Origin of the sequence: Candidatus Poriferisodalis sp. (assembly GCF_965208555.1) — a bacterium.
Lineage (GTDB): Bacteria > Actinomycetota > Acidimicrobiia > Acidimicrobiales > Poriferisodalaceae > Poriferisodalis.
In genome coordinates this window covers 2,021,775-2,045,716 of the sequence record NZ_OZ242342.1, presented here as the reverse complement: position 1 = coordinate 2,045,716, position 23,942 = coordinate 2,021,775, and the positions used below count along the sequence as shown (strand labels likewise).

At 67.7% G+C, this 23,942-nt stretch carries 15 protein-coding genes and 1 tRNA gene; 5 read left to right on the top strand and 11 right to left on the bottom strand.

Annotation, left to right across the window (positions count from 1 at the left end; all coding sequences use genetic code 11):
* Positions 1–19 precede the first annotated feature (19 nt).
* Positions 20–5,320, bottom strand: a complete 5,301-nt coding sequence (locus ACOGXE_RS09460; RefSeq protein WP_419930677.1) for a cell wall-binding repeat-containing protein — start codon at positions 5,318–5,320, stop codon at positions 20–22.
* A 355-nt stretch (positions 5,321–5,675) separates the two neighbouring features.
* Here ACOGXE_RS09460 and ACOGXE_RS09455 point away from each other — a divergent pair, with 355 nt between their 5' ends.
* Positions 5,676–7,343 carry a SulP family inorganic anion transporter gene (locus ACOGXE_RS09455; protein ID WP_419930676.1) on the top strand — a complete coding sequence of 556 codons (1,668 nt, stop codon included), beginning with the start codon at positions 5,676–5,678 and terminating at the stop codon, positions 7,341–7,343.
* Positions 7,344–7,381: 38 nt separating this feature from the next.
* On the opposite strand, the gene ACOGXE_RS09450 is transcribed toward ACOGXE_RS09455, so the two are convergent.
* Positions 7,382–7,957 (bottom strand): hypothetical protein, encoded by a 576-nt coding sequence (locus ACOGXE_RS09450; RefSeq protein WP_419930675.1) that lies wholly within the window; start codon positions 7,955–7,957, stop codon positions 7,382–7,384.
* Between the two features lie 29 nt (positions 7,958–7,986).
* On the opposite strand from ACOGXE_RS09450, the gene ACOGXE_RS09445 reads away from it, so the two are divergent.
* Positions 7,987–8,820, top strand: coding sequence for a hypothetical protein (locus ACOGXE_RS09445; protein ID WP_419930674.1), 834 nt, complete (start codon positions 7,987–7,989; stop codon positions 8,818–8,820).
* Between the two features lie 10 nt (positions 8,821–8,830).
* On the opposite strand, the gene ACOGXE_RS09440 is transcribed toward ACOGXE_RS09445, so the two are convergent.
* Positions 8,831–9,664, bottom strand: a complete 834-nt coding sequence (locus ACOGXE_RS09440; RefSeq protein WP_419930673.1) for a phytanoyl-CoA dioxygenase family protein — start codon at positions 9,662–9,664, stop codon at positions 8,831–8,833.
* 134 nt (positions 9,665–9,798) lie between these two features.
* On the opposite strand from ACOGXE_RS09440, the gene ACOGXE_RS09435 reads away from it, so the two are divergent.
* Together ACOGXE_RS09435 and ACOGXE_RS09430 are read left to right on the top strand one after the other, a co-directional pair.
* Positions 9,799–10,308 carry a MaoC family dehydratase gene (locus ACOGXE_RS09435; RefSeq protein WP_419930672.1) on the top strand — a complete coding sequence of 170 codons (510 nt, stop codon included), beginning with the start codon at positions 9,799–9,801 and terminating at the stop codon, positions 10,306–10,308.
* Between the two features lie 99 nt (positions 10,309–10,407).
* Positions 10,408–11,184 carry an SDR family NAD(P)-dependent oxidoreductase gene (locus ACOGXE_RS09430; protein ID WP_419930671.1) on the top strand — a complete coding sequence of 259 codons (777 nt, stop codon included), beginning with the start codon at positions 10,408–10,410 and terminating at the stop codon, positions 11,182–11,184.
* Between the two features lie 19 nt (positions 11,185–11,203).
* Here ACOGXE_RS09430 and ACOGXE_RS09425 read toward each other — a convergent pair.
* Positions 11,204–11,288: transfer RNA gene (locus ACOGXE_RS09425), tRNA-Tyr, on the bottom strand.
* A 72-nt stretch (positions 11,289–11,360) separates the two neighbouring features.
* Between ACOGXE_RS09425 and ACOGXE_RS09420 the strand changes: the two genes are divergently transcribed.
* The gene (locus ACOGXE_RS09420) at positions 11,361–11,849 is read left to right on the top strand and encodes a YajQ family cyclic di-GMP-binding protein (RefSeq protein WP_419930670.1); all 489 of its coding nucleotides are present in this window, start codon (positions 11,361–11,363) and stop codon (positions 11,847–11,849) included.
* A 25-nt stretch (positions 11,850–11,874) separates the two neighbouring features.
* On the opposite strand, the gene ACOGXE_RS09415 is transcribed toward ACOGXE_RS09420, so the two are convergent.
* The 7 genes from ACOGXE_RS09415 to ACOGXE_RS09385 form a co-directional block, all read right to left on the bottom strand.
* The gene (locus ACOGXE_RS09415) at positions 11,875–12,933 is read right to left on the bottom strand and encodes an NAD-dependent epimerase/dehydratase family protein (RefSeq protein WP_419930669.1); all 1,059 of its coding nucleotides are present in this window, start codon (positions 12,931–12,933) and stop codon (positions 11,875–11,877) included.
* A gap of 12 nt (positions 12,934–12,945) precedes the next feature.
* The gene (locus ACOGXE_RS09410; protein ID WP_419930668.1) at positions 12,946–13,623 is read right to left on the bottom strand and encodes a sterol desaturase family protein; all 678 of its coding nucleotides are present in this window, start codon (positions 13,621–13,623) and stop codon (positions 12,946–12,948) included.
* Positions 13,624–13,680: 57 nt separating this feature from the next.
* The gene (locus ACOGXE_RS09405) at positions 13,681–14,532 is read right to left on the bottom strand and encodes a zinc metalloprotease HtpX (RefSeq protein ID WP_419930667.1); all 852 of its coding nucleotides are present in this window, start codon (positions 14,530–14,532) and stop codon (positions 13,681–13,683) included.
* Positions 14,533–14,683: 151 nt separating this feature from the next.
* Positions 14,684–15,793: a hypothetical protein gene (locus tag ACOGXE_RS09400; protein WP_419930666.1), complete on the bottom strand. Its 1,110-nt coding sequence runs from the start codon at positions 15,791–15,793 to the stop codon at positions 14,684–14,686.
* A 38-nt stretch (positions 15,794–15,831) separates the two neighbouring features.
* Positions 15,832–16,335: a hypothetical protein gene (locus tag ACOGXE_RS09395; protein WP_419930665.1), complete on the bottom strand. Its 504-nt coding sequence runs from the start codon at positions 16,333–16,335 to the stop codon at positions 15,832–15,834.
* A gap of 43 nt (positions 16,336–16,378) precedes the next feature.
* Complete coding sequence (gene acs / locus ACOGXE_RS09390) at positions 16,379–18,382, bottom strand: acetate--CoA ligase (protein WP_419930664.1); 2,004 nt, start codon at positions 18,380–18,382, stop codon at positions 16,379–16,381.
* Between the two features lie 208 nt (positions 18,383–18,590).
* Positions 18,591–23,816 carry a SwmB domain-containing protein gene (locus tag ACOGXE_RS09385; RefSeq protein ID WP_419930663.1) on the bottom strand — a complete coding sequence of 1,742 codons (5,226 nt, stop codon included), beginning with the start codon at positions 23,814–23,816 and terminating at the stop codon, positions 18,591–18,593.
* Between the last annotated feature and the right edge of the window lie 126 nt (positions 23,817–23,942).

Genomic DNA, 23,942 nt, shown 5'->3' with positions numbered 1-23,942 from the left:
CAAACCCAGATCGCCGAGCTCAGGGTTCGGAGTCCTCCAGAACTTGGCGAGCTACGCGCTCAGCGGTGGCAATCCGGTCGGCACCCGAGATGCGCTCAATTCTCGCTCCCGGCGACGCAACGCTGATAGCGGCGACCACCTCGGGGGTGACAGCGGCAGCGCCGCCTACGATCACGATGCGAGCCGGCCGCAGTTCGGCAACCAGCGCCCGCGTCGCCAGCGGCAGCTCCCCCGGCGACACATAGGCCACCGCCGAATCGCTAGCACGTGCCACCAGCGACGCCGCGGCACCGATATCGGGCGGACTCCAGCCATTGGCCACCACCACCGTGGAGGCCGACGAGCCAGCAGCAGTCGCGGCGTGGCGCGCTGCGTTGGCTGCTGTCTCAGCGCGGTCCGCACCGGTGATGCGCTCGATGGATGCACCGGGCGCGGACGCGGCGAGAGAGTTCACGGCCTCGGGTGTGACAGCGCTGGCACCCCCAACCACCAGAATTCGCGCAGGGAGATATTCGGCGATCAGCGCTCGCGTCGCCTCAGGCACACCTCCCGGCAACACGTACAGCACCGCCGAGTCGCGAATGCGTGCCGCCAGCGACGCGGCAACGCCGATATCGGGTGGGCTCCAGCCATTGGCCACTACCACGGTTGCTGCAGTCGGCGATCCGGCATCTCCGAGGATCTGCCATGCCACGGTGGCCGCGGTGTCCACACGGGTCGCGCCGCTGACGCGGTCGACATCCGCCTCGTCCGCGGCCGACGATGCCGCGGACCGCACCTCCCGAGTAAGGGCGAGGTGGCCGCCGACCAGCACGACCCGGCCGGGGCCACAGATGCGCAGAAACCGAGCCATGCTTGCTGGCAGCGCTTCCGCACGGGAATAGAGCACCGCCGAATCGGGAGTGCGCGCCGCAAGCACTGAGGCCACGCCGATGTCGGCTGGGCTCCAGCCGTTAGCCACCACGACGACGCTGCCGTCCGCGCAGAATCCTCCCGAGCTGCCACCAGCGTCTCCGACGCTGCCGCTACCACCGCCACCACCGCCAGAGGGTCCACCACCGCCAACCGGGCCAGTCCCCTGCGGGCGTGTGCCGTCAACGAGCTCGATGTCCGCCGAATCGATCCAGTTGTTGTCGTAGTAGGCGTTGATCTGGATCGTCTCGGGGTTGTCTGCCGGACTGTCCGCGACGTCGTCATAGAGAGCGGTCAAGGACACCCGGGCCGAACGCTGGCCCCGAGGCAGCGAAATGCGGTGGGGCGACGGTCCACTTTGGCCGCCGATTCGGTAGTCGGTGCCCAGCTCAGCCGTGCCAGCCAGCCGTAGTTCGATCTCCTGAGCTGTCGGGAAGGTCACTCCGCCCGCATCGACGGTCAGCGTGAGCGATTGGCCCTCGGTCAACCGGTTCGCGGAAGCGGTGAGGGTGAAGTTGGCGACGTCGTTGTCGCTCACGGCAACAGTCGCGCCGCTCTGCGGCGTCGTGAGATATGCGGGGGGATTGGAAATGCTGCCCAGCAGGTACACCGTCACCTGCCCGCCCGCGTCCCGCACGACCGTGTCGTCGCGCGTCGGCAGGCTCAACGTGGCGGTGCTGCTGCCGGCGACGAAGGTGACGCTGGAGGGAGCGCTGCTGCTGAGGGCTGCCCCGCTGGCGACCGCTCGCACGGAAACCGTGAGCGCCGCTGTGGTGGCGCCGGTGCGTTCCAGCGTGAATGACGCCGTGCCGCCTTCGGTCACGGAGGTTCCCGCAGCAATCGTCACGTCCGGCACGTTCGCGACATCGCTCGGCGGAATCGTGACCGTGCGGCTGCCGAGATTCGCGTTCGTGAGTGCCAACGTCGCTCGGATCGTGACGGTTTCCTTTGTCGGCTCGGCAGTGCTGTCGTCGGTTGCCCGGATGGTGAGGCTCGTCGACGATTCACCCGCGGAGAGGGTCACTGAGTACGGCGACGACAGCGTCGAACCGCTCGCGTTCTCCAGGGTGAAGTCGTTCCCGGCGGTCGCGCTGCCGGCGACCGTGAGATTGATCGTCGCGTTCTCGGCGAACGTGACGCCGTTGGTGATCGCGAAGGAGAGCGAGGCGCTGGCACCTTCTGCCAACTCCCCGTCGACGCGGCTGAAGTCGAAGCTCGCGGTGGTGCGGTCTGCGAGCGTGACTGTGGTCGAGGAAATCGAACCGGTGCCGATGGCGTCGGGCAGCCTGCCGAAGCCGAGCGCGACGGTCTCGTCACCTTCGACCAGCGTGTCGGTGGCGGCCTGGATCCTGAACGTCTTGCTGGTCTCGCCGCGCTGGAAGGTCACGCTCTGCGCGGTTGCGAAGTCCGGCGCGTAGTCGTCTTGCGAGGCGCTGGACGCGTCCGAATCGAGCACGATGGGGATCGTGACGCCGCTGGCGCTCTGGTGTGCCCGGCTCAGCCGGACCACGACCGAGCCCGACGCGCCCTCCCTGACGCTGTACGCGGCCTGCTGGAACGAGACCAGGGGCGCCGGGGTGACTACGGCCGTGAGCGCTTGCTTCAGGGTGGTCCCGTCGGCGGCGCAGATGCCGCCATCGGCGCACGCCTTGTTGGCGAGCAGCCTCAGCGTCACCGCGCCTTCGCCGGCGGGATCGAGCGTGAACAGGTACGCATTGGCCGGCTCGCCGTCCGCGACCAGGGCGCTGACCGCCGTGATTGTGCCGCCGGAGACGCTCAGCGAGGGCGACGCAGCCGCGAAGTCGACGACGGGGCGGTTGAAGGTGACCAGCACCTGCGGCGTGTCGTCATCGCCCTTGTGGAACACCGAGGTCCGCTCACTGGCGGGCGCGGCCGCTCTGAGCGCTACCGGCTGAGGGGCTAGCACGTAGGCGGGCATGGCTGCGGCGCGGATGTTGGCCTGCACGGAAGTGTCGCTCGGGTTGGGAATGTCGAAGGCAAGCTTGCGCGTCCCGGTCTTCGGGTCGACCTGCGTGATCGCCTTCTCGACGTTGCCGTAGCCCGCCTTATCCTCCTGCCGCTCCCGCGCCCAGCTGATGAGCCAGTCGCCGTTGTCGAGCACGACCACATGCCCGCCGCGGGTGCCTTGCAGCGTCTTCGAGTCGTTCTGGTCCTTGGCCCAGAGGAAGACCGCCTCGCCATTGTCGAGGTCGAGTGCGTACTCCACAGCGCGGGCGTAGAGATCGGATTCGCGCGTGCTCTCCCTGGTGATGGGATCGACCACGCAGTGCTCGCCGTTGTCGAAGAGGGTGAGCCGGTTGCCGAGATGCAACTCCGCACCGTGCTGGCCGCAGAACTCGCCTTCCGGGTCGCCGATGATCGTCAGCGGCTCGGGACCGAGCCCGCGGCTGACCCACTCCCCCGGCTCCAGGTTGGTGCGCCCGATGCTCCACTCGGTCTTGCCGTTGCTGCTGTTGATGCCCAGCACCTTCGAGCAGCCGCGGAACGAGGCGGTGATGGTGCCTTCGAAGTAGTGCGCCATGTTGACGTGGGCGTACCGGTCGGCCCAGTGCTGTGTGCAGTCCTCGTAGGGGAGCTTGCCCCACGACTTCCAGGAGAACACGGAACGGCGCGAAGGGCTGACAATCTGGATGCCAGAGTCCTGGTGCCAGGCCAGCGTTCCGGATAGCCAGTCAACGTGCAAGCGCGGAAAGTTGCTCAGGCCATACCCATAGGCGGACAGGTCGCGCCGGATCCGATCCTCATACGACATCAGCAGGTAATTCCCGTTGGGCAAAACGCGGAAGTCATGGACGCCGGTGTTCGTCAGCGGAGAAACATGCGACACAGTTGCGATCTGCTGGAAGTCTTCGTCCAGGATGAAGTGAGTGGCGTCGGGTGGATTGGCTTGGCTGCCCGCTCCTCGGTTCCCATAGCTGTAGCGGTATTCTCCGTTCGCCCCGACGCGAGCGAAGCGAAACCAGAACCGCGGGTCTCCGGCGGATGCACCCACGGCCCGCCGGTAGCGGGGCACGCCGTGGTGGTCGATGATGACCACGTAGTTGCGCATCCCCCACGAGATCAGCTCCTCCGTAGCTCCGTCGGTTACCTCCTCGGTCACGCTCATGTTGGCGAGGAAGTCCTGCACGCAGTGCACGACGTAGTCGGTGAACCCGCCGTCGGCGACGCTCGCCCGCACGACGACGTCGCTGTCCTTTGTCACGGAGACGTCGACGGCCGTGCCGCTGGTGGTCTGGGTGCCGTCGATCGCGAGCCGCACGCCGGTGTCGGCTGTCGGGGTGACGGTCATGGTGTCCGTGTCGCCGCAGCTGATCTTGTAGTGCAGCACGTCCGCTTCGAACCCGGGCGTCAGGGCAAGCGTGGTGTCGGTGGTGGTGCTCGCCGTCAGGCCAGTGAGAACGCTGGCGAGCACGACGTGGTGCGCCGTGGTCTCGGCGGTCTTGTTCGCTCCGTGCCCGTCGGTGTAGGTCGCCCTAGCGCGCAAGTACTGGCCCGAGTCGGCCGCAACCGGCGTGTAGCTGGCGCTGGTCGCCCCCGAGATGGTCGTCCAGTTGTTGCGCCCGCTGGAGCGCTGCCATGCCCAAGTGGTCGAACCGCTCACGGTGTCGGGGTCGCTCAGCGTCGCGGTGATTGCCGTCCCGACCTTGGGCCGCACCGGCGAGAGAGCGACGGCGCCCGGCTCGTCGACGTCGGTCACCGTCACGGTCACGGCCAGCGTCGAGTCGACCCCGCCGACCGTTGCAGTCAGGGTGATCGAGTACGACCGGTCCGCGCCGTCATCGTCGGGCGACTCGTAGTCGGGCATCTTCGGACGCTTCAGGCCAGTCGCAGTGTCCGCGGTGTCGATCAGGCGCAGCGCCCCCTTCGGCGTGGAGATGTCGAAGTGGCTGGCGTCCGTACCCGAGATCGCCCATGTGATTTCATCCACCTCGAGGTCGGCGCCCGTCACGGTGAACGTTCCCACGCGCGTGGCGGAATTCTCGGCATACGAGAGTGCCGCTGTGCCGAAGATCGCCGGGGTCGGTGTGGCGGCGGTCTGGGTCGCCGACCACGTGCCGTCTCCGTTCGCGTTGACGGCGCGCACTTGGAAGTCGTAGCCGACCGACGGCGTCAGCCCGGTCTGGGTGTACGACAGCGCGCCTCCGCCCGTCTCCCAGATGTCGTGCTGCTCAGTCCACTGGCTGTCCGACTTGTCCGTCGCATCACTGCGGATATGGCGTAGGTCGTAGGCGGTGACAGCCGAGCCGCCGTTACTCGACGGTGCCGTCCACGCGACTGTCACCGAGGTCAGCGTCGTCGACGCCGAGGAGATTGCCGGGGCGCCAGGTACCGAAGACTGAGCGCCCGCGTGCGGAACCGCCAACAGGGTTGTTCCACCGCACAGCACGAAGGCGACGGCGAGAAGCAGCCGGCGACATCGCTGCCCCCCCCCCCCCGCTCATACGACGCGCCGCGCGGCGTGGCGCGGCGAATCTCGGTGCCGGCTGGGCAATTGATGCATCAGAGATGTGGGTCAACACAACACGCGAAACATACACATGTGTCGAACTACACATGCAGGCCAGCTGAGCAGTTCTTCCGATCGATGAGTCGTATCGGCTGCGCTGGTCGGCGATTCGAATCGGCGAGCCGAAAGGAACTGAACGACAGCGAGATAGCGCAGGCGACCATCACTGAACACGCGTAATGTCGTTGGCGCGTGCCCGTCGGGGGGCGGGCGCGCCGCCGTTTGGGGGCAACGGATGCGAGAGCGGCCGAACATCCTGCCCAGCTACAGCTTGGCAACGCTGCGCGGCGACATCTTCGGGGGTGTCACGACGGCGGTGGTGGGGTTGCCGGTGGCGCTTGCGTTCGGTGTGGCCTCGGGCCTCGGCGCGATGGCGGGCCTGTACGGCGCCATCGCTCTGGGTTTCTTCGCCGCGGTGTTCGGAGGCACGCGCTCCCAGATCTCCGGGCCGACCGGGCCGATGGCTGTTGCGATGGCCGTGGTCATCACCGAGCATGCGTCCAACCTCGCCGAGGCGCTCACCGTCGTGGTCATGGCGGGAGTCATCCAGACGCTGCTGGGCGTGCTGCGATTCGGCCGGTTCGTCTCCTACACGCCGTACTCGGTGATCTCGGGCTTCATGTCGGGCGTCGGCATCATCATCATCATCCTGCAGACGCTGCCGGCCCTGGGTGTCGAGAGCGCCGGCGGCGGTCCGCTCGACGTGATGCGTGCCTGGCCTGACGCCATCGTGAACCTCAACGCCAGCGCCGTGGCCATCGCCGCCGTCAGCCTGGGCGTATGCATCTTCTGGCCCGGCCGGCTGCATCGCTGGTTCCCCGCGACGCTCGCTGCCCTCGCCGTGGGGACCCTGATGGGGGTGCTGTTCCTCGGCGATGCGCCGGTCATCGGGGAAGTGCCCTCCGGCTTGCCGGACCTGCAGGAACCGGTGCTGTCGCTGGGCGTCCTGGCCGGCGCGGTGCAGCCCGCCATCACGCTCGCCTTGCTGGGCGCCGTCGACAGCCTGCTGACGTCGCTCATCGCCGACTCGATGACGCGCACACGGCACAGCCCCAACCAGGAACTCATCGGCCAAGGCCTGGGCAACATCGCCGCTGGTCTGGTGGGCGGGCTGCCAGGAGCCGGCGCCACCGTCGGCACCGTCGTGAACATCCGCGCCGGCGGCAGCACCCGCGTGTCGGGTGCGCTGCGCGCCCTAGTGCTGCTGGCCATCGTGCTGGGAGCAGGCAGCTACGTCGAATCGGTGCCGCTCGCCGCGCTGGCCGGCATCTTGCTGAAGGTCGGCTGGGACATCGTGGACTGGCGGTTCCTCAAACGCATGCACCGGGTGCAGCGCGAGCACCTGATGATCATGGGCATCACGATGGTGCTGACGGTGGCACTCGATCTCATCACCGCCGTGGCGATCGGCCTCATCGTGGCGGCCATGTCGGCTGCCCGCCAGTTCGAACGGCTCCAGCTCGACGCCGTGGTGTCGGTGCCGCTGCTGGACCGGGTCTTCCTGGGGGAAGACGCCGAAGCCGGCGATGCCGACGAGGTCGCAGCCGGCGGGTTCTCTGCACGGGTTGGGCTGGTGTCGCTGCGAGGCACGTTCACGGTCGCATCGTCGAAGAGCCTCATCGACATTCTCGGCGCAGACATCGCTGAGCACGAGATCGTGATCATCGACTTCACCGACACCGTGTACATCGACGACAGCGCGGCGATGCTGGTCGAGTACCTCATCGACACCGCAGTGGAGAGCAACACCGAGGTCATCGTGATGGGTCTCAGCGGCGAGCCGGCGATCAGCCTGCGTGCGCTGAACGCGCTCGACAAGGTGCCGAGAAACCGGTTCGTGCCGACGCTGGACAGGGCTCGTGCGGCTGCCCGGGTTCTGCTGAGGCTGCCCGAGCCGAGCTGAACCGGGCTGAGCCGGCCCGCGGCGGCCGCTGGGCCTGCTCAGTCGGCGGGCGAATAGATGGGGTGCGTCCCGAACTGGTTCTTGGTGACAGGGGTGCCGGTCTCGGCGAAGTACGCCGTGCCGCGCACGACCGAGTCGAGGTAGGAGGGCAGCGGCCGGCGGATCATGTGCTCGGCATAGTGCTCGCGCTCGGCGGCGGGCACGTCGTCACGCAGCAGCGCCACCACCTTGATGCTGAAGTCGCTGCCGTGGCCCGCCACGGCGATGCGCCATCGCACCAAGGCCGTGCGGGCGTCGGGCGGGCCGAGCACCAGGTCGTAGCCCGCTCCGTCAAACCAGTCGCAGAACTCGCGCTGGTAGTGGACGCCGCTGTAGTAGTAGACGTGGTCGCGGCTGCGGGCTTCGTCCCAGACGTTCACCTCGTTGCGCTCGCAGAACGGGTGGATGTTGGTGAGGTTGCCGGCCGGGCTGATGGCGGCCCAGACATCGGTGGGCGGTGCCGCGACGGCAGCCGTGGCGATGATCGGTTCCATCATCTCGTACCCGGCACCGGCGTGTGCCGTCACGAGTGCCTCGTCAGAGGGCGTCAGTGCACTGCTGGTCGCTTCGTCCACGGCGCCATTGTGGTCGTTGCGCCTGACAAATGCAGGCGAGCGCCCAAGTCATATCCGCTGTTATCAAGCTCGCACTAATCTCGCTGCTGGGCCTGCATCTGGGGCCGAGGGGGGCGATCTGCATGGCGATGGTTCTGGAGAAGATCAACAACTACACCCGGCGGCAGCGCGGCGGGTTCGCGCTGCTCTACGGCGGTCTGCTGGCGCTGGTGATGGCAGCTATCGAGCCCGGCGGCGTCATCGTCCGCAGTGCCGATCGGGTGGACTTCGTCGGCCGGATCGACGCCATGGCCGATCTGGCCTGGCTGAGTCACCTGACGTCCATCCTCATCGCGATCGCCGCCGTGACGATCATCGCCGGCCTCATGGTGGTCTGGAACACGGCGCACGAGGAAGGCCTCGACTGCACCGGCACGCGCTACGGCCTCATGATGGCGGGCATCGGCGCCGGCATCGGCGTGCTCGGCGAGGGACTCGACATGATGATGGTGATCGCGATCGACGACGGCCTCGGCGCCGGCGCCGCGGCCGGTTCAGACGCCGTCATGCAGGTCGCTCTCGCGATGCACTCAGTCAAGGCGGGTTTCGCGTTCGTGGCGATCCCGCTGGTGATGCTGGGTGCCGCGTCGATGGCAATTGGCTTGATGCCGATCCTGCCCCGAGGATTCCATCGGGGTGCGGCCCTGTTCACCGCCGCCGTCGGCATCGTGTGGACGACGCTGTTCTGGATCATCGCGGCGATCGTCGACTTCGAGGGCTGGGATGTCATCAACGGCATCGGCGGCTTGGTCGCCGTGCTGTGGCTGATGCTGCTGGGCCGATCGATGGTCAGCGGCTCGATCGGCGCACACAACAACACCTAGCCGGAGACGACTAGCCAGAGCGGGGCCACACCACCGGGTAGCGGTCCAATTCCATCGTGGCGCCCGGTGCAAGCCCGTCGACATGCAGCACCTGCGCTGTGCCGATGCGCGGGTCGTAACGAACGTCGGTGCCGATGTAGCGGGCGGCGTAGCCCCGGCGCGCCCGGCCCCGATTCGAGTTGCCCTGCGATCCGTGCAGGATCATGGCCCAGAAGGCCACCGCGTCTCCCGGCTCGAGATCGAACGAGACAATGTCGTAGCTGCCGCGGTCGGCCTCGATGTCGGGCATGAGCTCGTAGTCCGGGTTGCGCTCGTAGTCGTGGGCCTTGGTGGGCGCGAAGGTGCGGGGCTGGAACCAGCGATCCCAGGCGTGCGAGCCCCGGATGTATTCGACCCGGCCGTTGGTGGCGTCGACCGTGTCGAGTGCGATCCAGAACGACATGACCTGGCGGCCCGAGATGGGCCAGTACGGCTGGTCGTTGTGCCACGGCACCGGCTGGCTGGAACCGGGTTCCTTGACGAACAGCTGGTCGTAGTACATGCGCACGACGGGCGAGCCGAACATGGCGGCCGCCAGCTCACCCAGCCGGGACTGCGTGACGAATTCTTCGAACAGGGGGTGAAAACGCCACAGATCCAGCGAGCCGAAGAAGCCGGTGGAGTCATAGTTGTGGGCCGTGGGGCTGGGGTTGGCCATCTCGTCGGCGATGCCCCCGCGCAGCCGCTCCACCCAATCGGCGTCGACGACGTTGCGCAGCGCCACCACGCCGTCGGTGCGGAACCGCTCGATGGTGTCGTCGTCGACGATGTCGTGTGCTGGTCGGTCCACAACCGTGTCGCTCATCGTCGTCCCCTGTCGCCGATGCCGCCTGATGGCTGTCAAGTCAACACGATGTGCGTGCTGCGCCGCCAGCCGTCGCGCGGCGAAGCACTGCACCGGCATGGGCTGCACTGCGAGACTCGGTACTGGGAGGCGACATGTACGACGATGACAGCAGCAGCGGTACCGGTGCGATCCCGGGACTGCCGCCCCGGCCGCATCGAGGCTGGACGTTCGATGAGCAGCCGGTAGGCAAGCGCTGGAGCACCAGCCGGCGAACCATCACCGAGACCGACCTCGTGGTGTATGCCACCCAGTTCGGGTTTGCCGAGGGGCTCTTCCTGGATGCGACGGCCGCCGAGCGCGCCGGCTACGACGGCCGGCTCGTGCCCGGCAGCCTGGTGATGTCGCTGGCTGAGGGACTGATCATCAGCGGCGGTGCGATTGCCGGCACCGGCGTGGCCTACCTGGGCGCAACCGTCGAGGTGAAGGGCCCGACGTTCGTCGGCGACACTTTGCAGGTGGTGGCCGAAGTGACGGCGTCCCGGCTCACCTCACGCGGCGACCGCGGCATCGTGACCACCCGCAACGAGGTCTTCAACCAGCACGGCAGCCTCGTGATGGTGTACTCCCCCACCCGCATGGTCCTCCGCCAACACGCCGACTAGCGCCGCGCGGGACCCCGTCACAGCAGTACGGTCGGCGCCCGGCGCGGCGGCTCGCAAACCCGACAACAGGACCGCGCTGCCGGCAGGCGAGGAGGCGCAATGAGCAGGTTCAGGGGACGGGTGGCGATCGTGACTGGCGCGGCCGGCGGGATCGGGCTGGCTGCGTGTGAGCGGTTCGCTTCCGAGGGCGCATCGGTGGTGGCCGTGGACTTGGCCACCACCGACCTAGGCGCGGCGGTGGCGGCAGCCGAGGCGGCAGGCGGCGAGGCGCTGGCTGTCGGAGCTGATGTGACCAAGTCCGACGAGGTTGCGGGCTATGTGCAGGCAGCTATGGACAACTTCGGACGTGTCGATGTGCTGTTCAACAACGCCGGCATCGAGGGAACCTATTTCCCGATGGTCGACTATCCCGAGGACGACTTCGACCGGGTGATCGCGGTCAACGTGCGCGGGGTCTGGCTGGGCATCAAGTACGCCGTCCCGGCGATGATCGCCGGCGGGGGCGGCGCCATCGTGAACACGGCTTCGGTTGCGGGCCTGTTCGGCGCACGGGGCATCTCGCCGTACTCGGCCAGCAAGCACGCCGTAGCCGGCCTCACCAAGTCCGCCGCTCTCGAGTTGGCTACGTCCGGGGTGCGCGTCAACGCTGTCTGCCCATCGCCGATCGAGACACGCATGATGCGCTCGCTCGAGACGTTCATCGGCGGCGATGACGCCGACGAGGTCCGCAAGGGCATGGCCGAACGAATTCCCGCGCAGCGCTACGGCGAGCCCCACGAGGTTGCGGCACTCGTGGCATTCCTGGCCTCTGATGACGCCAGCTACATCACGGGCAGCCTCTACCCCATCGACGGCGGCTTCAGCGCCGGCCGCTGATGGGCGGCGTCTCACGCGCTGGTGGGCCGGGGAGGATTCGAACCTCCGTAGGCGAAGCCGACGGGTTTACAGCCCGCTCCCTTTGTCCGCTCGGGCACCGACCCAGGTGAGCCTCGAAGCCTAAAGCGTTGCCGAACTCCAGCAACCCGGCCCTGCTTCCTCGCTAGCTTGCGGACATGCCTTCTTTCGATGTCGTTTCCAAGGTGGATATGCAGGAGATCCGCAACGCCGTGGATCAGGCGTCCCGCGAGATCGCCAACCGCTACGACTTCCGCAACACCGGCAGTGCCGTGGAACTCGGCGAGGGCGTCATCAACATGCGATCGAGCACTGAGGATCGGCTGACAGCCATGCGCCAGGTGCTGGAAGAGAAGCTGGTACGGCGTCAGGTCAGCCTCAAGGCCGTGCACTACGGCAGCGTCGAGGAGGCCTCAGGCGGCACCGTGCGCCAGGTGGCGGCGCTGCAGGCCGGCATTTCGTCAGATCGGGCCCGCGACCTGAACAAGTTCATCAAGGGACTCGGCATCAAGGGCGTCCAGTCGCAGACCCAGGGCGATCAGCTTCGGGTGATCTCCAAGAAGCGGGACGACCTGCAAGCGGTCATCGCCGAGCTCAAGGCCGGCGACTTCGACGTGCCACTGCAGTACGAGAACTTCCGCGACTGACCCGGCCCGGCGGTGCGGGCGCGGCTCAGGCGTCTGGCTGCTGCGCCAAGTGAGCCACCGTTCGCTCGATGCCGTCTGCCAGCGTCACACGCGGTTCCCACCCGAGATCGCGGCGGGCCTTGTCGATGCAGTAGTGCTTGCCGGTCACCAGGTATTTGACGGCGAACCGCGACACTCGATCCTCACCGTGGTTGCGGCCGGTCGCAGCGCCGACGACCTCGAGCACGGCCGCGCCGACATAAGCGAGCCAGAACGGCACCCGCTTGGTCGGCGGCGCATACCCGAGAGCCGTCAGCAACGACTCCACGAATGCATAGAAGGCCATCGGCTCACCGTTGGTGACGAAGTAGGCCTGACCGTTGAGCGGCGATCCAGGCCCCAGGCGTCGCTCGGCTGCGACCACTGCGTCCGCCACATTGGCGACGTAGGTGAAGTCCTGCAGCTTGTCGCGTGATCCGATCTCGCGCCGCAGGCGGCCCGACGCTGCCTGCCGCAGGATGCTCGGGATCAGGCGGGCATCGCCGGGTCCGAACACGAGGCTGGGGCGCAGGGCGCAGGCGTGTGTGCGCGACCCGGAGCCGGCGAGCGCTAGCACAGCTTGTTCGGCTGCGATCTTGCTGGCCGCATAGGGGGCTTGGGCCACCTCTGCATAAGGCAGGCGCTCATCGCCGCCCTCGATGTCGTGTCCTGAGAAGACCACGCTGGCCGAGCTGATGTGCACCAGACGTGCGATGTCGTGATGCTCGCAGGCCGCCAGGACGTTCAGCGTGCCGCCGTGGTTGTGATGCCAGACGATGTCGCCGTCATTGCGCCGCGTGCTGACCACCGAGGCGCAGTGAACGATGCTGTCAACGCCCTCGGCGATCTCCAGCAACGGCTCGGATCGAGTGATGTCGAGTCGGGCGTAGCTGACATCGCCGCGTGGCTGCGCGGGTTCTGCGATGTCGGCCGCAATGACCTCGTGACCGTTGCCGGCCAGCTCGTCGACGACAGCGCGGCCGATGAACCCGCAGCCTCCGGTCACCAGTATCCGTCGCTGCGGCTCGGGCTCCGCCGTGGGTGCCTCGGCGTCGGGACTCGTCATGTGCGCGTGGCCTCAGGCGTGTGTTCCGAGCAGCCGATCCCAGAAGGGGAAGATCGTCGCGTAGTTCCTGTCCAAGTGGCCTGCATGGTGGCGGTGGTGGCGCATCACCCAGTGGTTCCACAGCGCGAACAGCGGATGCGGGAAGACCAGGTTGGTGTGCACGATCACGTTGATCAGGCCATGAACCAGCACAATCGTCAAGAACGCCCAGGTGCTGACCGGGCCGACGACGGCCACGGCGACGAGCAGCAGCATGATGCCGGCCATCAGCTCGGCGTGGTGCAGATACAGGCTGTCCCGTGCCGTCGGGTACCGCACACGGTGATGCACGCCGTGGACGAGACGCATCAGTCTCGGCAGGTGCATCGCCCGGTGCATCACGTAGTACAGGACGTCGTAGATCACCAGCGCCCCCACCACCTGCGCCGCGAACACCGCTATGCCGGTCGGCTCGGTGGCATACAGCCAGCGCGGCGCCACGCTGATCGCGACCGCGTAGCACGCCAGTGACAACGTCGAATTGAGCGCGATGTTGCGGTGCCTCTGCGGGTTGCTCACCCTGATGGGCGCGGGCGTCGCAGTGCGGTACTTGCCGAAGCGCTGCGAGTTGAACGCCCAGACGGCCGCCGCGCCCAGCGCGCCGATGACCGAGAACACGACGACGAGTCCCCCGACGACTTCGTAGGTCATGTCGCTGCCGCCGTCTCCGGGCTGCCGAGCCGAGCGTCGCCCTCGGACGACTGCGGGCTAGATCGCTTCCTGCCAGGAGCCGTCACGCAGGCGGCGGATGCGCTCTTCCATCGGCGGATGCGTGGTGAACAGGCCCTTGAAGCCCATCCGGCGGCTGGCCAGCGGGTTGGCGATGTACATCTGGGCCTGGTTGGGGTCGGCCAGGCTGGGGACCGTCTTGGAGGCCACATCGAGCTTCTCGAGCGCCCGGGCCAGCGGCTCTCCGTCGCCGATCATGCGGGCAGCAGTGCGGTCGGCCTGATACTCGCGGCTGCGGCTGATGGCCATCTGCAGCAGCATCGCGGCGATTGGCGCCAGGATGATCAGAAGAATCTCGCCGAACGGGTTGCGGTCGTTGTCACGTCCGCCGCCGAAGATCAGGGCGAATTGCGCCATGCGGGCGGCGAAGGTGATGGCTGTTGCCACAGCGGCAGCGACGGAACCGATGAGGATGTCGCGGTTGCGGATATGGGCCATCTCGTGCGCCAGCACACCCCGGATCTCGTACCAGTTGAGGTTCCGGATGAGCCCTTCGGTGACGCAGACTGCGGCGTTGCGCGGGTTGCGGCCGGTGGCGAAAGCGTTGGGCTGCGGATCGGGCGAGACGTAGAGCCGTGGCATCGGCATGTCCGACAGCGTGGTGAGCTCCTGCATGATTCGCCAGTACTCAGGGAGCTGATGGGGCTGAACCTCTTGGGCACGGGCGGAGCGGATTGCCAGCTTGTCGCTGAACCAGTAGCTGCCGCCCACCAGGAGCAGCGCTATGACGACGGCGATCGTGAGGCCGCCCTGGCCCCAGAAGCTGCCGATCCACAGGATCAAGCCGGCGAGGCCGGCCAGGAGGACAGTGGTCTTGGCCGTGTTGCGCACGTCGTGCTGCACCTCATTTCGGCCGCCGTGTTGCTGACGCTGTGCGGTTGCGGCTCAGGCTAATGACGGCAGTCCGCCGCTCAGGCGCGGGATTCGTCGCGACGGCGGGACGGTGCTCGTGCGGCTGTGCCTGAGTCTGCTCGCTCGGTGTTCAGTTCTTGGCGTCGACGAGGCGCCAGTCGTCTGAGCCCGGGCTGTAGCGGCCGCGGAAGTCGGGATCGAAGGTCGCAGCCAGCTCGGCGGCTTTGCCGATGGACGAGCGGTAGGCGTCGATGATGGCGTCCTCGGCTTCGTAGTCGAACGGATCCTGCATGCGCCGTTCCTTGGTGCTGCCGCGCCGGACCGGGTTGTCGACCAGCCATTGGGCCGTGAGACCAACCGCCTCCACCACGCCGACCTTGTCGCGGTAGCCCAGCTCGGCGATCATCAGGTCGGGCGACATGGCTCGGTGCAGCGATTCCTCTTCGCCCAGGAAGGGGCGGGCCGGCGTCGCGAGCTCGCCGGGCAGGTTCACGATGTCGAGCTCGACATCGAGAGCCGCGGCGATCACCTGGATGGTCTGGCGAGCCGTGAGGGTGTGCTCGTCGCTGATGTTGTAGGCCTTGCCGGCGGCTGCAGTGGGATGGTCGGCGGCCAGCGTGAGGGCGTGGCCGGCGTTGGGGCCGTACGCGGCGGCGCGCAGCGTGAGCCCGCCGTCGGCCACGATGATCCGGCGGCGGCCGTCGATGATGCGGCGCACGATCAGCCACTCGCGCGGGTTGATCTGGCCGGGTCCGTAGATGAGCGGGTAGCGGAAGATGGTGGCATCGGGATGGTGCTCGAACAGCACGTCCTCGGTGGCGACGATTTTGGCCACCTTGTCGTTGGCGTCGTCGACGGCACGTTCGGCAGACTCCCGCAGCGGGGTGAGCAGCCCGCGTGGCCAGTTCTCGGCCGGCCGGGCGTAACCCCGGTAGACGGGGATGCCGCCGACGGCGATGAACTGGCCGCAGCGCCCCACGAAGTACGGCGCCAAGTCGCGCAATCGCCCGTACATGGCGTACACGACATCGAAGGTCGCATCTCCGAGAGTCTCGGCAACTTCGTCGATGCGGAACGGGTTGGTGTGGAGGTGCGGGACTTCGGACTCAGGCGGGAGGGTGTCGACCTCGTGGCGCCCGGTATGTAGGACCGTGATGTCGTACCCGCGCTCGAACAGCCCATTCACCACGCCAGGCCCCGTCGGCCCTGTGCCGCCAATCACCAACGCTGTACGAGTCACCGGTTCATGCTGTCAGGTCCAGCGCTGCTGGGACAGCCTCAGTGGGGGTGGTAGCCGCTGTCGATGTAGAGCGTCGGCAGGTCGAGGTCGCGGTACATGCGGACGTTGCGCATGTCGTCGTCGATGGCGAGACGAGGCGTGTAGCCGCACTCAAGGAGCGCTTCGGTCTGCTCGCCCTTGAACATCGGCGAGGGGCGGAAGTCGCCCATGGGCCGCATGATGAGCAGGTCCCAGCGGACCTGGTGCTTGATCAGCCAGTCAAGAGTTGGGCCCGACACCCAGGTGGGCCGGGAGGTGAGCGCCACGACGACCAGCTCGGGGTTGAGCAGCACCAGCAGCTCGAAGACCTCGTCGAGCACGTCGTCGTCGCCCACGTCGGCGAAGAACGAGTCCCAGTCGCGCCACGGACCGTCGAGGTGATGCTGGCGATGGGCGGCGTCGGCGAGCACGCCGTCGATGTCGACGATGACGCAGTCGCCCGGCGGCACCGGCCCGTCCCGCCACCACCAGTACGCTGGCCAATCGCCGCCCGATGCCGCCATCGAAAAGGCTCGCCTGCGCCTGAACCCGCCGGCCGCCGTCGGCTCAGTCCTCGCTCGGGGCTTCGGCGGCCCGGGTCCGGATCTCCTCCACGACACCGGCATCGGCCAGCGTGGTGGTGTCGCCGAGCTGGCGACCCTCGGCAACGTCGCGCAGCAGCCGTCGCATGATCTTGCCCGAGCGGGTCTTGGGAAGGTCCGGCACCAGCACCACCGCCTTGGGTCGGGCAATCGCACCCAGCTTGGTGGACACGTGCTGCCGCACTTCCTCCCGCAGCTCGTCGGTGGCGTCGTGGCCGCCGCGCAGGATCACGTAGCCCACGATCGCTTGGCCGGTGGTGTCGTCGGTGGCGCCCACCACGGCTGCTTCGGCAACCGATGGGTGATCGACCAGTGCCGATTCCACCTCGGTGGTGGAGATGCGGTGGCCCGACACGTTCATCACGTCGTCTACCCGGCCGAGCAGCCACAGGTAGCCGTCATCGTCGAGCTTGGCGCCGTCGCCGGCGAAGTAGCGGCCCTCGTACGTGCTCCAGTAGGTCTCGCGGTAGCGCGCGGGATCGCCCCAGATGCCCCGCAGCATCGACGGCCACGGCTCGGTGATGGTCAGGTAGCCGCCGCCGCGTTCGACCGGGTTGCCGGCGTCGTCCACGAGCTCGACCGAGATGCCCGGCAGCGCGTGAGTGGCCGAGCCCGGCTTGGTGGTGGTGACGCCGGGCAGCGGCGTGATCATGTGGCCGCCGGTCTCGGTCTGCCACCACGTGTCCACGATGGGGCAGGTGCCGCCGCCGATGTGGGTGTGGTACCACATCCACGCCTCGGGGTTGATGGGCTCGCCGACCGTGCCCAGCACGCGCAGGCTGGACAGGTCGTGCTGGGACACCTCGGCCGCTCCCCACTTCATGAACGTGCGGATGGCCGTGGGGGCGGTATAGAGCTGCGTGACGCCGTAGCGCTCGATGATGTCCCAGAGGCGGTCCTTGGGCCAAGCCGTCCGGTCGCCGTCGCGGAACTCGGGGCGGGGCGTGTCGGGGGTGCCCTCGTACATCACCGACGAGGCGCCGTTGGCAAGCGGGCCGTACACGATGTAGCTGTGGCCGGTGACCCAGCCGATGTCGGCTGCACACCAGAAGACGTCGACATCGGGCTTGAGGTCGAACACGTAGCGATGCGTGAACGCCACCTGGGTCAAGTAGCCGCCGGTGGTGTGCATGATGCCCTTGGGCTTGGCCGTGGTGCCCGAGGTGTACAGCAGGTACAGCAGATCCTCCGAGTCCATGTGCTCGGGCGGGCAGTCGGCAGAGGCGCCGTCCATCAGGTCGTGGTACCAGTGGTCGACGCTGTCGTTCCACGACACGTCCTGACCGGTGCGGCGCACGACCACCACGTTGGAGATCGTCGTCGTGGCCTCGACGGAGGCGTCGGCGGTGTCCTTCAGGCCGAACGGCTCGCCTCGCCGGTAGCCCCCATCGGCGGTGATGAGCAGCTTGGCGGAGGCGTCGTCGATGCGGTCTGACAGCGAGTCGGCCGAGAAGCCGCCGAACACCACCGAGTGGGCGGCGCCGATGCGGGCACAGGCCAGCATGGCAACCGGCAGCTCGGGGATCATCGGCATGTAGATGCACACCCGGTCGCCCCGCTCGACGCCGAGGCCCTTCAGCACGTTGGCGAACTTGCACACCTCGTCCAGCAGGTCGGCGTAGGTGATGGTGCGGGTGTCGCCCGGCTCGCCCTCCCACCAGTACGCCACCTTGTCGCCACGGCCAGCCTCGACGTGGCGGTCGAGGCAGTTGTAGGACACGTTGAGCGTGCCGCCCAAGAACCACTTCGCGAACGGCAGGTCCCACTCGAGCACGGTGTGGAAATCGGTGAACCAAGTGACGTGCTCGCGGGCCTGGCGGGCCCAGAACGCCAGCCGGTCCGCGGCCGCCTCGTCATACAGCGACCGGTCCGCGGCGAGAGCGACCGATGCGAAGTCGGCGGCAGGCTCGAAGACACGGTCCTCGACGTAGTAATCCTCAATCGTCGCTTCGGTTGTCGGGTCAGCCATCGGTATCCCTGTCTGGTCGTGCTGTTGCGGGCCAAGTGGGGTCGGCGACGTCCCTCTGCTCAGCCAGATTCGCAGAGTAGTTGGCTGCTGGCAGGCTGCTCACTGAGCACGTCGGCACGACCGGACGACGCGTGCTCAGAGCTGCACGAACCGCTGTGCCCACATGGACCGTCAACGGTTTCTGGGGCTGCGCCGCCGCAGCTCAAGCTCAGTCGCGCTGCGTGGTGGTGAGGGTGGCGGTGAAGTCCACTACTGGGTTGCCATCGGTGCCGCGGAGGGCGTTGGCGGCGGCGTTGGAGTAGTAGCGGACGGTGGCGTCGTTGCCGGACGCGATGGCGGTGCCGAGGGTGAGCGTGACAGCGTTGCCGTCAACGGACACCCCGCTGGGCGACTGGCTGTTGACCGCGGTGCCATGGCCGTCATAGGCCCCGTCGACGAGGAACGCCCAGCGCAGCGCCCTGGCCTGTGCGGCGTTGATCGCACCAAGGTCGCGGTTGAAGGTGAGCGTGAGCTCATTGCCGCTCACCGCGGCGCTGATCGGCGCGGTGGGTCCGCCGGCCGGCGGGTCGACCTCCGGCTCTTCCAGCTCCTCGAGCTTCTCGGGAACCTCGGGTACTTCGGGCACAGGGGTGTTGTTGGTGACCGATTGGTCAGTGAAGGCAGCAGCCATGGGGTCGTCGCCGTGGATGTAGCTGACGGTGACGGCCTGGCCCGCGGTCACCGGCGACGCCAAGGTCAGCACGATCGTGGTGCCGGCGGCCGAGACCGCGTCGGTGTCGGCCAAGCTCACCTCAGTGTCGTCAACCTTCACTTCGAACTGGTCAGCGGTGGGCGGGTCGTAGCTCGGCGGCAGCTTCCCGTCGGCGGCAAGCGTGATGGTGAGCGTGTCGCCGTCCACTGCGGCGGCGGACAGCGTGGGGCACGCGTACGTGGCGGGATCAGTGCGGAACGTGGCCGTCGCCGAGGCGGTGGCCCCCTCGGGATCGGTGGCCGTCAGGGTGATCACCGTGTCGTAGGCGCCGCCGGTCGGCGGGTCGAGTTCGGCGAGCGCGCAGGCCGTCTTGGCCCGGAACCAGATCCGCCCGTAGCCCTCGAGGTAGCCATAACCCTGCGGCCCGTACACGTCGTCGCGGCTGGCGCTGAGCGTGAACGTCAATGCGTCGCGGTCGGGGTCGCTGAAATCGTCCTTGGACACTGCGAGGCTCACAAAGGTGCCGGGCAGCGCATTGTTGTGGGTGTCCGACGTGCCGGTGAAGACCGGCGGCCGATTGCCGTCGACGTCAGGAGGCGACTGGCGCCAGTCGACCTTGTGGGCAGGGTCGTGGCCCAGCCCGGTGTGCGTCAGCGCCGCGTCAGTCTGCGACGATGCCGACCGGATCGCGCCACCGGCGTGGGCGAGCGTGTCGGCGAGCACAGCGATGCCCTGTGACGAGTAGTTGGGCCGTATCACCTCGTGGGTGAAGGTCAGCTCCGCAGTGCCGCTGCCGCCCGCATACACCGCGTCCTTGCGGCCCCAGTGCGCGGGATCCATGTCGATGCCCAAGGTCGGTGTGCCGGTGACGTCCACCGCGTCGCTGAACGTGACCCGCACCGAGATCGTCTCGCCCATGGCGTAGGTGTCGTCGGCGCCGGCGTCGGAGACGACCTCCACACCGGTCACGGTCGGCGCCGGGGCGGGTACCACCGTCGAGACTGAGAAGGCTGCGATCTGGTTGCCGTCGCTGTCCACGAGGCCCGGTGCAGCGCGCGGATGCCGGTAGCTCGCCGTCACCTGCTCTCCGGGGTTGAGGCGACGGCTCAGTGCCATCTGCAACTGAGTGCCGTCGTCCGAGAACTTGACGCTCTTCACCTCTACCGGCGGCGCCGCCGCGCCGCCGGGTGTCTGTGACCTCACGCTGAACCCGTCGGGACTCGGCACCGGCGACCGGCGCATCGACCGCTTGAAGCCCAGGCTCAGCGCGTCGGCGCCGCTGTTCCCGCCCGGGCCGCTGTTCCCGCTGGGGCCTGGTTCGACACGCGGGGTGACGCCTACGCCCGCGCACTTCGCTGACGACTGGATCGTCACGGCCTGGTCTGAGAACGCGTTCGCGTCTGTGCCCCACAGGTTGCGCAGGGCGTTCTCAGCCGCTGGGTCGTAGCTCACAGTGAGGCCGTCGTCACAGGCCAGGAAACCGGGGCTGACGGTGAGCTCGAGCTTCTTGCCGCGCACCGCGATATCGGTGATGCGATGACTGTCCCCGTAGTCGACGCCGGTCGTGGGGTCGGTACCGCCGAGCGTGAACGTGTCCGCGGCTGGCACGTGTGCCGGGTCGAGCCACGTGTCGAACGTGAGCGTCAGCACGAGCGGATCGACCACCGGCGGCGACGACACCAGCGACGGCGGGCCCGGATCGGTTGCCCCGGCGTTGGTGACACCATTGGCACTGAGCGTCCGCGACAGGAGGGTATTGCCCGCGAGGTCCGCAACCCGCACCGAATTCTGCGTCGGACCGTAGCCAAAGGCCACGGGATCACTGTCTCCGGGCGCGGACGCCAGCGTGAGTATCACCGCTTCGTCGCTCATCTTGACGCCGGTCAGTGACATAGAGCTATTGCTGGTTCCGTTGAACACTGTGAAATCGCTCGCCGCCAGCGTCAAGCTGGTGTCCAGCTTCTCGCTGAGGTAGATAACGAAAGCAGTCCCGGCGAGGGCGCTTGTGACGATCGTGGGGCGGGTGCGGTCGAGTGTCGTTATCACCGTGTCCCAGATGTCGTCCACCTCTGGCCCCGGCGAATCGCCGCCCAGCGGATGAGAGACGGTGTCCCCCCGCAGCGGGTTCGCGTCGGTGCCCTGCCAGTACCACACGGCGGCGCGCTGGCGTTCGGCCACGGCGGAGGCCAGCGTGACCGTGACCGTCTTGCCGCTGACCGTCGCTGTGCCGGTGCCCGAGATGGGCCCCGACGCGGTCTGCACGCTGAAGCGGCTCCCCGCTGGCGCGGAGGCGCTGTCGAGGTCGGCGTCGAAGGTCAGCGTCAGCTCGGTGCCCGCGACCTGCCCCGACACCAGCCGCGGCGGGACCGTCGCCGCGAGCGTGGCCGTCACCACCTGTTCGTACACGCTCGGCACCCGGAGGCTGTCGGCGTCGAGCAGGCCGGCCTCGAGCGTCTGGGCGATGCCCGAGTAGTAGTCGACGGTGGCGTGCCGGCCGGGCGAGATGTCTGAGCCGAACGTCAGCGTCACCGTGTTTCCGCTGACCGAGGCCGATTCGGGCGCCACCCGCCGCAGTGGGACCCCGCCGTCGGCGATGCCGTCGCCGTCGGTGTCGGCATGCCAGTGCACGCCGCTGGCCGAGAACGCCCGGGCCAGATCGGCCGCGTCGCCGCCGGTCTCGATCGACACGTTCCGGTTGAAGGTGACGGTCATGGTGTTCGCGTTCATGGCGGCGGCCGTCGGGACGGTGTTGAGCGCGTTGACCACCGGCTGGTCGGTGAAGGGCCGAGCTTCGGCCACGACTGGCGCGAAGCTCACGGTGACCTCCTGGTTACGGGTGACTGCTTGGGCCAAGGTGAGCACGAGAGAGGAATCGCTGCGCGACACGGGGCTTGTCTGCGCCAGCGCTGCCGTCGTGCCGTCCACGGCGACCTCGAACTGTTCCTCCGCGCCGCTGGCGATCAGGTCGTCGTGCACCGTGCCGTCGAAGGTCAGTGTCAACGCCGCGCCGTTCACCGACGCGCTGACCAACTCCCTGCAGTTCCAGTTGGTGAGCAGGGTCGCCCTCAGCGTCACTTTCGCGCCGTCGGGGTCGGCCGCGGTGAGGGTGATGTCGTTCTCGAAGACGTCGTCCTCGTTGCGCTCGAGTGCAGGCTCGAGGTCTTCGAGCACGCACCCCCTATGAACCACTTGGAACCAACCCTGTTCGTTGAGCAGATGCGTTTCCAGCGCGTCTGGACGGGCCGCCGTGATCGAATAGCGCAGGTTGTCCTTGTTGGCGTCGCTGATGTCGCCCAAGACGCCGAAGGTGTGGACAAGCGTGCCCGTGGGCGCGTTCTTGTCTCCCAGATCCGTGTCGTCTTCGGTATTGGGATCATCGTCGGGGTCATAGACCGGTGCGGAGTTGCCGGCCGCCGCAATGGAGCCTTTCACCGTATGGCCCGCCTGCGCGCTCAGCCCCGCAGCGTGGAGCGTCCCCGCGTTGGAATCGGCTGCATCGGTACCTGCGCTGCCCTTCAGCGTCGCCCCGTTGCGCAAGAACACCACCTTGTCCTTGTTGTTGCCCGTGGTGTTCGGCACCACCGCCACACCATCGGTGTCGGTGTCTGCGGTGACCGGGGTGTAGCTGAACCACAGCGTCTCGGCGGTGCCGCTCGTCGCCCCGTCGGTCACGAGCTCTGCATTCTTGTTGCCACTCCCCACCTGCAAACGCACCCTCATCCCCGCGTTGTCGGCGCTCAGGTCCCAGGTCACCGGACCGTTCCAGGTCACCGCCACCACGATCGGCTGACCACGCGCGTAGACAAAGGTGCCGCTGTCAGAAGTGCGCGGCTTGGAAACGATCTCCATGCCCGTGATCACCGGTGCTGTGACATTGAGCACCGGCTGAGCGCCGAACGTCTCCACCTCGACATTGGCCGTGTTCTCCAGCGGCATGGCCGAAGCACCCGTCGGCTTTGTGTAGCTCACCGTGACGGCTTGGCCCACCGTGACCGCAGACGCCAGCGTCAACGTCACCTTCTTGCCTGTAATCGCCACACCGCCGGACGCCACACTGCGAGCGCTGCCGTCCACCGTCACCGCGAAAGCGGTCGTGGCCGGCACCGATCCTGTGTTGAGGCTCTCGCTGAACTTCATCGCCAGCTTGGTGCCGTCTGCCTCCGCCGAGACCAACTCCGGCACGACCGGCGTGCCCTTGAGCCTCATCCCGAGTTTCTGTGTTCTGGTGCCCCAACTCGCCGCATCGCTGCTCTTGGTCAGGCTGTTGTTGCCGATGGTCCAGCCGGAGAGACCGGTCTGGCTGTTGCCAAGCACCAGCCGGTGAGTTCTGCGTAGGCCCGAGACTCCCTCGTTCATGGTCACCCAATACGTCGTGTTTGCAGCAAGCGTGACGCCCTCTGGAGCGGTGAACGCAACGGTGGTGCCGGTCGTGTTGGACGGATTTCTGAGTGTGGCCACCAGAGCCCCTGGGCAGCTGGTGAGCGCGCCCGTACAACTGCTGGTCTTGTTCTCCCTCAGACTCAGTGAGGTACCACCGGTGCCTGCAATGGTGACGATTTCGATCTCGGAAAGCGTGGCGCCCTGCGCGCTCGTCGTGAAGCTTTGCGCAACGATTGAGCGGGAGCCTGACCCGGACAGCGTCGACTGCGTGTTGGAGACCAGCGTCGTCGTGGTGGCCTGTGCGGGCTCGGCCGCTACCAGCGGCAGCAGCGCCATCGCCACCAGCGCAGCAGCTAGCGCCACACCAATCCTCCGCGTTGGCATGAATCGGCTCACCGGCATCGACGGGCGGAGTCGGGGGGGGGGGGGGTCACAGGCATGCCGGGCACCTCGCTGTGCTGACACCACTGAGGCCATCTGCCGCCACGC